The 10146-nt window shown below is 43.7% G+C and carries 11 protein-coding genes; 7 read left to right on the forward strand and 4 right to left on the reverse strand.

The window, feature by feature from the left end; translation table 11 throughout:
- Positions 1–609 precede the first annotated feature (609 nt).
- Positions 610–1467, reverse strand: coding sequence for a PEP-CTERM sorting domain-containing protein (locus tag IM485_RS19690; RefSeq protein WP_238142109.1), 858 nt, complete (start codon positions 1465–1467; stop codon positions 610–612).
- A 796-nt stretch (positions 1468–2263) separates the two neighbouring features.
- Here IM485_RS19690 and IM485_RS19695 point away from each other — a divergent pair.
- From IM485_RS19695 to IM485_RS19715, 5 genes are all read left to right on the forward strand, one after another.
- Positions 2264–2875 (forward strand): IS607 family transposase, encoded by a 612-nt coding sequence (locus tag IM485_RS19695; RefSeq protein ID WP_287662868.1) that lies wholly within the window; start codon positions 2264–2266, stop codon positions 2873–2875.
- A 136-nt stretch (positions 2876–3011) separates the two neighbouring features.
- The gene (locus tag IM485_RS19700; protein ID WP_104398247.1) at positions 3012–4028 is read left to right on the forward strand and encodes a thiamine phosphate synthase; all 1017 of its coding nucleotides are present in this window, start codon (positions 3012–3014) and stop codon (positions 4026–4028) included.
- A gap of 228 nt (positions 4029–4256) precedes the next feature.
- Positions 4257–4466 (forward strand): sulfur carrier protein ThiS, encoded by a 210-nt coding sequence (gene thiS, locus IM485_RS19705; RefSeq protein ID WP_002751314.1) that lies wholly within the window; start codon positions 4257–4259, stop codon positions 4464–4466.
- A gap of 33 nt (positions 4467–4499) precedes the next feature.
- Positions 4500–5636 carry an anhydro-N-acetylmuramic acid kinase gene (locus IM485_RS19710; RefSeq protein ID WP_104398245.1) on the forward strand — a complete coding sequence of 379 codons (1137 nt, stop codon included), beginning with the start codon at positions 4500–4502 and terminating at the stop codon, positions 5634–5636.
- Positions 5633–6403, forward strand: a complete 771-nt coding sequence (locus IM485_RS19715; protein ID WP_104398244.1) for a peroxiredoxin-like family protein — start codon at positions 5633–5635, stop codon at positions 6401–6403. Before IM485_RS19710 ends, IM485_RS19715 begins: the two co-directional genes overlap by 4 nt.
- Positions 6404–6543: 140 nt before the next feature.
- Here IM485_RS19715 and IM485_RS19720 read toward each other — a convergent pair whose 3' ends face one another.
- From IM485_RS19720 to IM485_RS19730, 3 genes are all read right to left on the reverse strand, one after another.
- On the reverse strand, positions 6544–7488 hold the full coding sequence (locus IM485_RS19720; protein ID WP_287745127.1) for a PhzF family phenazine biosynthesis protein: 945 nt from the start codon (positions 7486–7488) through the stop codon (positions 6544–6546).
- A 124-nt stretch (positions 7489–7612) separates the two neighbouring features.
- Entirely contained in the window at positions 7613–7747 is a 135-nt protein-coding gene (locus tag IM485_RS19725) for a hypothetical protein (protein WP_287745129.1), read from the reverse strand.
- A 39-nt stretch (positions 7748–7786) separates the two neighbouring features.
- Complete coding sequence (locus IM485_RS19730; protein WP_104398242.1) at positions 7787–8260, reverse strand: hypothetical protein; 474 nt, start codon at positions 8258–8260, stop codon at positions 7787–7789.
- Between the two features lie 61 nt (positions 8261–8321).
- Between IM485_RS19730 and IM485_RS19735 the strand changes: the two genes are divergently transcribed.
- A complete protein-coding gene (locus tag IM485_RS19735; protein ID WP_287745131.1) occupies positions 8322–9641 on the forward strand; it encodes an aminopeptidase P N-terminal domain-containing protein in 1320 nt (439 codons plus the stop codon).
- Between the two features lie 118 nt (positions 9642–9759).
- On the forward strand, positions 9760–10146 hold a 387-nt coding region (locus IM485_RS19740), incomplete at its 3' end, for a Uma2 family endonuclease (protein WP_287662880.1).

Consider the following 10146-nt stretch of genomic DNA (forward strand, 5'->3'; position numbering starts at 1 on the left):
ACGCTTTCACCCGTACTGGGTTAACTACGAACCTCTCTATCGGATTCCCGCTAAAGGCGGCCTCTCCGACTACCTTTCTTCCAATATTTAAGGAACCATTAATATCTGCTCCATAGAAATAACCCGACGAGCTTCTGAATACTAAATCCGGTTATTAAAAACTGATTATTTATTCTCCGTTTTGCCTTTTGTCTCTTGCTTTTTGCCTGTCTGATCAGTAGCTAGGCGTTAAAAATTATCAGATGCCCCCCTTATTATAAAGGGGGATCGGCACCCCCCTTATCAAGGGGGGCAGGGGGGATCAAACGACCTGTTGACTAAAAACAAAAATCAGGTCTTGACTTGCGTTAGAATCAATAGTTAAGTAGGTAGGCGTTAAAAATTATCAGATGCCCCCCTTATTATAAAGGGGGATCGGCACCCCCCTTATCAAGGGGGGCAGGGGGGATCAAACGACCCGTTGAGTAAAAACAAAAATCAGGTCTTGACTTGCGTTAGAATCAATACTTAAGAAAAAGCTAAAGGCTAGAAAACCAAACAGGGCATCTAACCTTTAGCTATTCTTGTTCAACGTCACAGTTATCAATGTGTACGAGACATTGGTAACTGTTATTTTTGTCTCTTCAAGCGGGAAACCATTCCTAAACCACCCACCGCCAGAAGTCCGAGGATAGTACCCGGTTCGGGAACTGCTTCCACCTGCTTATCCTTGCTGATAATTATACTATCACCAGGAGCGATCAGAAAACGCCATTGCCAAGCAGAGGTAATATCTTCTGCAGGAGAAGGTGTTCCTAAGGGGGGAGTGTTGCTTAATGTAGTTGGAAGGCCGTCATTGAGACTAGCTAATAACTGCGGATAAGGTGAAATTTGGTAGCGAGGGTTAAGATCATCGATACTAATCTGAGAGATAACTCCCGTAACATTAGCGTCGAATTGTCTGAATACATTGACATTGTCGAATACTCCAACATCATCAGCCACATCACCAAAATCAAAATCTGTATATTCAAAAAGATAAAATTCAAGTGTTGATGCGCTAGTGTTTGTGATTTTCACTACTTCTGCGATGTCAGAAATACCTGAACCCGGCGCACCTCCCGTTAATGTCCAAAGAGCGTCTAACGTGAAACCTAGTCCTTGGTAATTAGCTTCTAGGCTCTCATTGTCTCCATTACCATCAACATCGGATAGAGTGCTATTAACAAGGGTTAGGGTATCAATTGAAGCTTCTGGTCCTGCGGTGCCGATACGATACCAGAACCACTCCTGATACATATAACCGGTACCATCTACAGTCCAATCCTCAAGTCCTGCTTGACTATCAAGAAATATATCAGCTGTTGAGTTCCCGTCTGTTAGTGTGATAGCACGGGCTGGAACTGAAACCATGCCAAGGGCGGCGAGAAACCCGATCGCTAGAGAGCCAGAAGCAAAGGTTTTGGTTAATTTGTTGGTTGTCATCATAACTGAATTATCCAGTATTAATTGTGTGTACTGTAGCCCTCAAAAGAAGTTAGGCAAGGGTTATAGCGGTGTGCAGTCGTATGAGGTACAGTGTCACGAGCTATAAACCATGCTAGGCAAAGCTTGGTTTGTATCTCACTCAAGTGCTTACCGCTATAAGCTCGCTGATAACTTTTTTATTTAACCTGACAGAACTATAGCGAAACTATTCAAAAAAAACAAGTGTTTTAGAGATTTGTTTGGCAATATTTATCTATTTTTTTGTCCAATTTATAGGAGTTTTTCTTGAAAATAACTACCCAAAAATTGACAAATATACCCAAGCTTTTTGGTGAAAGCTGGACAAATAAACAGGCTCTAGTTTTAAAAAATATCTCAAATTGTTACAAAACTTAATCAAGAGAGGGACAATGTATACAACTTAACAGTTTTGATCGTTAAAACTGGAGTTGCATCAGAATTAAGGGACCTGCACTTTGATAATGTACCTTTTGGGCGAACGCAGTTCGCCCCTACATTGTGGACAAAATCCGTTACTATCGCTCAGGTTTGCTGATCACCCTAAGTAGGGGGAGAGCCTTCGAGGGACCCCGCACGATAGCCTTGATAAGGGGGGTGTCTGATAATTTTTAACGCCTACCTACTCATCTCTATCTAAAGGGGGATGATTAATTTTCCTAACTCATGCAAAATCACCACTGGAAGGTGATACCAATATAAAAGTGGACAACCGACTGTCTAAAGTTGGACAATTCTCTCTCGATAAATTTCTTTAATTAAAACCGAGTTATATACTATGAATAACCTCATCACTATTCGAGAAGCCTCGGATTTACTCGGAGTTAGCATTAAAACCCTCCGGCGCTGGGAACAACAGGGGAAAATTGCCTCAATTCGTACCCTCGGCGGTCATCGCCGATTTCGACGGGGAGATATCTTACAATCTGTACAAGAAACTGGATTTATTGTGGGCTATGCTCGTGTTAATCGACCTGAACAAAAACCACAATTAGACGAGCAGATAAAAGCGTTAGAAGACTTTTGTAGTCAGCAGGGTCAACCCTTTGAAATTCTCACCGATATCGGCAACGGAGTCAGTCACAATCGCCCTAATCTTATGCGTCTAGTAGAGATGATGTGTAACGGTGGGTTGGAATGTCTAGTTTTAACCCATCCAGAAAGTGTTGGCCGCTTTTGTCATGATTTTATTTTGGGTTTGTGCAGTTTCTTGAAAATCCAAGTCATTCTCCTCAATCAACCCCAGAAATCCATTGCAGCTGAGGATTTAGTGGACGATCTGCAAGCCCTCGTCACCATCTGTTACAATCGTCTCTACCCGCTACATAACCCGGATCATCGGCAATTGGTGGAATACCTAGGGGCGCTTAAGAATCTCCCCCCGGCTTAAAATTGTCCTTGGCGTGGGTTTCTCCTCCCTCTTTTTAGTTGTCTGATGCCGCCTCTACTGTTCCCCGAACAAGGGCCAAGAATAGTAATATTTTAGCTGACGGCTAACGGCTATAATAACTCTACATTGACGGCAAATGAAACTAGAAACCACGGCGATTAAACGGATTCTCGATGCTAACCTTGACCGCGCCAGAGAAGGACTGCGAATTATCGAAGAATGGTGTCGTTTTGGCTTAGATAATCCCAATTTAGCCCAAGAATGTAAAGAAATGCGCCATCAATTAGCTAGTTGGCACTCGATCGATCTTAAACGACATCGGGACACAGCCGGCGATATCGGCACAAATTTAAGTCATCCCAGGGAAGAAATCCGGGAGACTGTCGAGGGACTGCTGCAAGCAAATCTCGCTCGCGTACAGGAGGCTTTTAGGGTTTTAGAAGAATACGGTAAACTCTATGATCTAGAGCTAGGGATAGCCTGTAAACAGCTGCGCTATCGGGTTTATCAGCTAGAGAGTAAACTATTAATCTCGCCACCTCTGGAAAAACTAAAAGCATCTCCCCTCTATCTAGTCACTTCTCCCGCCGAAAATCTGTTAGAAATCGTCGAATTAGCCCTAAAAGCAGGTTTAAAATTGGTGCAGTACCGCCATAAAACCGCCGCTGATACGATTCGTTTAGAAGAAGCTGCTAAACTGTGTGAGTTATGCCACCGTTACGATGCTTTATTTATTATGAACGATCGCGTCGATATTGCTAAGGCCGTTCATGCTGATGGTGTTCATCTCGGTCAACAGGATCTACCGATTTCCCTAGCGCGGCAATTTCTCGGCCCGACGGCAATTATCGGCCGGTCCACCACTAATCCCCAAGAGATGGCCAAAGCAATCCAAGAAAAGGCCGATTATGTGGGAGTTGGTCCAGTTTATGCCACCCCCACCAAAGCAGGAAAAACCCCGGCAGGATTGGAATATGTCCGTTATGCGCGGGAAAATTGCCCTTTACCCTGGTTTGCGATCGGTGGTATTGATAGTAATAACATTAAAGAGGTTTTAGAGGCAGGAGCGCAACAGGTAGCTGTAGTCCGGGCCATCATGGAAGCGCAGCACCCCGATGTGGTGACACAACAATTATTAGACCAATTAAAGTAGGGTGTGGGGTGTGGGGTGTAGGGAGATAGGGAGATAGGGTGTGGGGTGTGGGGTGTAGGGTGTAGGGTGTGGGGTGTGGGGTGTGGGGTGTGGGGTGTGGGGAGAATAAAGCTGCCTTTTGCCTTTTGCCTTTTGCCTTTTGCCTTTTGCCTTTTGCCTTTTGCCTTTTGCCTTTTGCCTCCTGTCTCCTAAATACTCCGATTAATTCATTTGTTCGTATCCAAATCCATGTCAGAAATAACCTTGCAAATCAACGGCAAAACTCAAACCTGTTTACCCGCAACTAAACTACCGCAAATGCTAGAAAATTTGGGCATGAATCCTCGGTTAGTTGCAGTGGAATATAACGGGGAAATCCTCCATCGTCAGTATTGGGAAAACACGGAAATCAAGGAGGGGGATAAATTAGAAATTGTTACTATTGTCGGGGGGGGATAAAATAATCAACAATCGACACTTGAGGGAAAAAACTTGTTAGTTATCGGTTTAATGAGTGGCACATCGGTGGATGGCATCGATACCGCTTTAGTGGAGATTAGCGGTACAGTGGAATCTCCACAGGTGCAGTTATTAGCAGGGGAAACCTATCCCTATTCCCCCCGATTACGCGAGACAATTTTACAAGTCTGTGGGGGAAAAAAGCTATCTATTGAAGCTTTAGCCAGCTTAGATGATGATATAGCCGCAGAATTCGCCCAAGCCGCCTTAAATATCCAAAAAGAAGCCCCAAAAGCCCAATTAATCGGCAGTCACGGTCAAACCGTTTTTCATCGACCCCCCGCAAACGATCGCCTCGGTTACACGGTACAATTAGGACGGGGAGCAGCGATCGCAAAAATCACCAGTATTCCCACCATTAGTAATTTTCGCGCTGCCGATATCGCGCAAGCTGGTCACGGTGCGCCCCTAGTGCCGAAAATTGACGCTTATTTGCTTTCTCACCCCACCAAAGCCCGCTGCGTCCAAAATATCGGCGGTATTGGCAATTTAACCTATTTACCCCCCCGACAAAGGGAAAATTGGCAGCAAAAAATTTTCGGTTGGGATACCGGCCCCGGCAATGTCCTTATCGATTTGGCCGTACAATTTTTGAGCCAAGGCCAACAAACCTACGACCATAACGGTCAATGGTCCGCTCAGGGTCAACCCTGCTCCGAATTAGTTTATAAATGGCTACAGGAGCCTTATTTTCAACAATATCCCCCTAAATCCACCGGCAGAGAGTTATTTAGTCCCGCCTATCTAGCCCAATTGCACCGGGATGCCCAAGCTTATTCCCTCAGTGATGCCGACTGGTTGGCTAGTTTAACCGATTTAACCGCCATTTCGATCGCCCACAGCTATCAAACCTTTTTGCCAGAAATGCCTGCGGAGGTGCTGCTCTGCGGTGGTGGCGCTCGTAATACCTACCTGCGCCAACGACTCCTAGCACATTTGGGGTCAAATGTCAAGCTTTTGACCACCGATGAGGTAGGATTAAATAGCGATTTTAAAGAAGCGATCGCTTTTGCCCTTTTGGCCTATTGGCGCTGGCACGATTTCCCCGGTAATTTACCGAAAGTCACGGGAGCAAAAGAGGCGGTTTTATTAGGAGAAATTTATCTATGAGCAGCATATATGAAATATTTTCAACAATTCAACGCCAAAGGGTCAGCGATGGGCAAATAGTGCCAATTTTAAGCGATTGTAGCGACTACAAACGTCTTTTAATTCTTGTTTGGCCGCAATTGGGAGATTTTGATAGTCTCGAATACGCTTGGTGGTTAGAAAAAGAGGCGGCCCTTTGGCAAAATGCCGGGATTACCATTCGTGCTATCGGTATCGGCGATCGCAATTCAGGTTTAAAATTCTCTGAATATACGAAATTTCGGCAAGATTGGCTTTTTGTTGACCCGAAAGCTGAATTACACGATTTATTAGGACTGTATCGCGGTTTATCGTTAAAATTACCGAGATTTTCCCCCGGACAAAATGCCTGGTTAAATCTAATTTTGATGTGTGCGGGTGTGGGTAGTCCGGGGACTCTGGCCGAAGTGCTGCGGGGTTATTTTGGCGATCGCAAAGCCCCCCAATTAATTGCCGAGGAGGAAACAATACAAGCGCGGCCTTTACCACCTTTCCGGGGTTCCCTATTCAATCTTGCCGGGGGTCAGGGTTTTCAGCGACCTTTTGAATTAGCCACCCTGAGACTGCGTAATATGACTCAAGTTTTGGGCAATTGGTCAACCTATGTCCCCGATAGTAGTTATCTCACCCAACGGGGAGGGACTTTTTTATTTGATAGTCAAGGAAATTTACTCTATGAGCATCGAGATAGAGGTATCTTGGGATTTGCTGAGAATATGAGTTATCCCCTCGCTTTTTTGCGGGATTAAGCTTTTTTATTCTCTATATAGAGAGTTTCGATTAAATGATACCAGTCCAAAATTTTATACTAAATCCGGTTATCAAAGACTGATTATCTATTGCTCTTTTGCCTGTCCTGATATGTAGCCTATACTCAAGGGATTTATTGTCAAAATATCCCTTTTGTCGGGCTTTTTGTTTCCCCATCGGGAATTATCATCTTACCTTGGCAGACTAGAACTGATGCACCACCCACAGAAACTTCCGTAATTTCCCGGTTGTTTTTCTGAAACTTTAATTGTAAACTGCTGGGTCTGCCCATTTCCACCCCTTGGATTATTGTCCATTGATTCATCCCTTCCCTAGAAGATTCTAAAGCCCCTAAGTAACCGGCCAAAGCGACCACAGCCGAACCGGTGGCGGGATCTTCCATAACTCCTAAACCGGGGGCAAACATTCGGCCATAGAGACGAGATAGGGGAGATTCTGGGTCAAAACAGCAGACAAAAAGGGAATTAGCGGGGGATTGACCTAATAATGATGACCAAAGAGTTAGATTTAGTTTTATTTTCCCTAAAATATCTCGATTTTTGACGGGGATGAATAAAAAAGGGAGACCACAGGAAAAAGCGCGGGGGGGATAACCGGGTAAGAAATCGGCAACGCTTAGGGAAAGAATCGCCGCTAAATCATCGAGAGCATAAGTATCCGTCACTAATTCTGGCAATTGTGCCACTTTTAACTCACTATAGACCGGTTTTTCCCCCTCCATGATAATTTTCACCGGTACTAAACCGACTCCTTCCTCCAGATAAATCGTGGTTTCTTGGTAGGGGGGAATAGCGCCGATTAGGGCTAAAATATAGGCTGTGCCGACGGTAGGATGCCCTGCAAAGGGTAATTCGATACTGGGGGTGAAAATCCGGACTTTTTTAGTGCCTTGGGGCGTTTCTGGCGCAAAAACGAAGACTGTCTCCGAGAAGTTAAATTCGGCGGCGATTTTTTGCATCTGGGTGTGGGTTAATCCAGACGCTTCCGGAAAAACCGCCAGGGGATTACCACCAAAAATGCGATCGCTAAAAACATCGGCGGTATAGTAGGAATAGGTAGGCACGCGGGGGATAGGGCAACATTTATCGGAGAATTTTTTGATCTTACACCTATCTTCACCTCTGACCGACCCCCGGTTGTCTGTCTAGGGATAGATACTCCTTGTCAGTCCTGTTAGTCTCTGTTGACTAAGAAATAATGAAAATACAGAGTTTTTCGTGAAGATAAGGCATATCTTGAATCGTCTCGGAGTCTCCTATGGGAGAAACCACAAAGACACAAAGGACACAAAGATTGATCGCTCCTATATAAGTTAAACTCATAACACAAAGAATAAGAGAGCCTAACTGCTATAGACTCTACTACTTATCTGCTTCTAATCTGGCTAATAAACTGACTAACTTATCTCTGACGGAATTGTGGGTGTATTCGTCTTCAGGGTGGGGTTTTTGATGGGGTTTTTGAAAATAGGGACGTTCCCCGTATAATTGTCCCCATTTCACATCGACTCGGTGTACTAATTCATAGAGTAATTCTTGATTGTCTAAAATTTCTTCTAGGATTAACTCTAAAGCTTGAACGGGATTATCTAAATTTTGACTGACTTTTGTTAATTCTTCATCGACGATAAGCTGTAAAATTATCTGCAAAGCTCCCGAAGAATCCCCTAAATTAGCGGCAATAAATTGTTTAATCTCTGTGGTAACTTGCACCAATTTGGGGACAGGAGATTCCCCTTTGAGGAAATCCGCCCCCTCTTGAGCGATAAAATCTGCTAGGGTAAACTCGCGCCTTTCGATGATATCTTGGGAAAAATCCGGTTCTTCAGGGGTCATAAATTAAAAAGATTAGCGATAATAGACTCTAGGACTTATTGTGACATTTTTAGGAATATCTATGGGCATCGATCGCAGAGAGTTTCAACACCGTCGTCAGCAGGTAATGGAAAAAATCGGCAATGGAACCGCAATTTTTCGCAGTGCGCCCATGGTGGTCATGCACAATGACGTAGAATACACCTATCGTCAGGATAGTGACTTTTTTTACCTGACAGGATTTAATGAACCGGAGGCGGTGGCGGTTTTAGCACCCCATCACCCCGAACATCAGTTTATCCTGTTCGTGCAGCCAAAAGACCCAGAAAAAGAAACCTGGACCGGCTATCTCCACGGTGTGGAAGGAGCAAAGGAGATTTTTGGGGCTGATGAGGCCTATTCTATCCAAGAATTGGACGAAAAATTACCTCAATATCTCGAAAAAGCCGACCGAATTTATTATCATCTCGGACGGGACAAAACTTTTAATACAAATGTTCTAAAGCACTGGCAAAAATTAATCGCCACTTTTCCCCGTCGCGGCACTGGACCGACTGCTTTAGAAGATACTAATTTTATTCTCCATCCTTTGCGCTTACTGAAAACCGAGGCCGAATTGGACAATATTCGCAAAGCAACTGCTATTTCAGCCCAGGCACATAATCGGGCCAGAGAATTTACCAAAGTTGGTCACTACGAGTATCAAATTCAAGCGGAAATCGAGCATACTTTTCGCCTAGAAGGGGGTATGGGTCCAGCTTATCCTTCTATTGTTGCTAGTGGTGCTAATGCCTGTATTCTGCACTATATCAACAATAATCGCCAAGTACAAGAAAATGAGCTTTTGTTAATTGATGCCGGTTGTGCCTACAATTACTATAACGGTGATATTACCCGCACTTTTCCCGTTAATGGTAAATTTACCCCCGAACAAAAAATTATCTATGAAATTGTTCTGGAAGCTCAATTAAAGGCGATTGAAGTGGTAAAAACCGGTAATCCTTATAATCTTTTTCATGACACGGCCGTGAGGACAATTGTGGAGGGATTAGTGGATTTAGGGCTATTGGTCGGCGATATTGATGAGATAATTAAAGAGGAAAAATATAAGCCTTTTTATATGCACAGAACTGGTCATTGGTTAGGATTAGATGTCCATGATGCAGGAGGTTATAAAGTTAACGAAGAAACTTGGCAGACTTTGCAGCCTGGTCATGTTTTAACCGTGGAACCGGGTATTTATATCGCCCCCGATATTAAACCTGCTGAAGGACAGCCGGAAGTGCCAGAAAAATGGCGAGGTATCGGTATCCGTATCGAAGATGATGTGTTAGTTACTGCCACAGGAAATGAGGTTTTAACTGCAACGGTTCCCAAAAAAGTTGAGGATATCGAATCTTAAGTAAAAAGCTAGGTGTTAAAAATTGTCAGTTCCCCCCTAACCCCCTTATTGAGGGGGGATTAAAGGCAATATCTATCCTCAAAAAGGAAATTAAATTAAGTTTTTTTTAGAGATTATTATGGTTGCTACCCAACAAAAATTATATACCTTTGCAGAATATTTAAATTATCGTGACTCCACGGATAATAAATACGAATTATTTAACGGAGAATTAATTTTTATGCCTCCCGCTAGTGGCTTTCATGCTTTGATACTTAGATATATATTTAAGGTGTTAGAAAGGGAAATAGAGAGGCTACAATTAGACTGGCAAGTTATGCCCGCTACGGTGGGAATTCGCACCGATAAAGCTAAATCGAGAATCCCAGACTTAATGATTTTAACTGCCGAACAATGTCAAGAGATTAGAAATATGACCACAGCAGTGATTGAATTTCCTCCCCTCTTAGTTGTAGAAATTGTTAGCCCCGGTAATGCCGATGATGACTACCGTTATAAGCGTTCA

Source organism: Microcystis sp. M169S2, assembly GCF_020245865.1.
GTDB lineage: Bacteria > Cyanobacteriota > Cyanobacteriia > Cyanobacteriales > Microcystaceae > Microcystis > Microcystis ichthyoblabe_A.

Bases quoted from the DNA above. Each gene is read 5' to 3' on its own strand.
- IM485_RS19690 (WP_238142109.1), bottom strand. From the start codon at position 1,467: ATGATGACAACCAACAAATTAACCAAAACCTTTGCTTCTGGCTCTCTA.
- IM485_RS19695 (WP_287662868.1), top strand. From the start codon at position 2,264: ATGAATAACCTCATCACTATTCGAGAAGCCTCGGATTTACTCGGAGTT.
- IM485_RS19700 (WP_104398247.1), top strand. From the start codon at position 3,012: ATGAAACTAGAAACCACGGCGATTAAACGGATTCTCGATGCTAACCTT.
- thiS (WP_002751314.1), top strand. From the start codon at position 4,257: ATGTCAGAAATAACCTTGCAAATCAACGGCAAAACTCAAACCTGTTTA.
- IM485_RS19715 (WP_104398244.1), top strand. From the start codon at position 5,633: ATGAGCAGCATATATGAAATATTTTCAACAATTCAACGCCAAAGGGTC.
- IM485_RS19725 (WP_287745129.1), bottom strand. From the start codon at position 7,747: ATGAGTTTAACTTATATAGGAGCGATCAATCTTTGTGTCCTTTGTGTC.
- IM485_RS19730 (WP_104398242.1), bottom strand. From the start codon at position 8,260: ATGACCCCTGAAGAACCGGATTTTTCCCAAGATATCATCGAAAGGCGC.
- IM485_RS19735 (WP_287745131.1), top strand. From the start codon at position 8,322: ATGGGCATCGATCGCAGAGAGTTTCAACACCGTCGTCAGCAGGTAATG.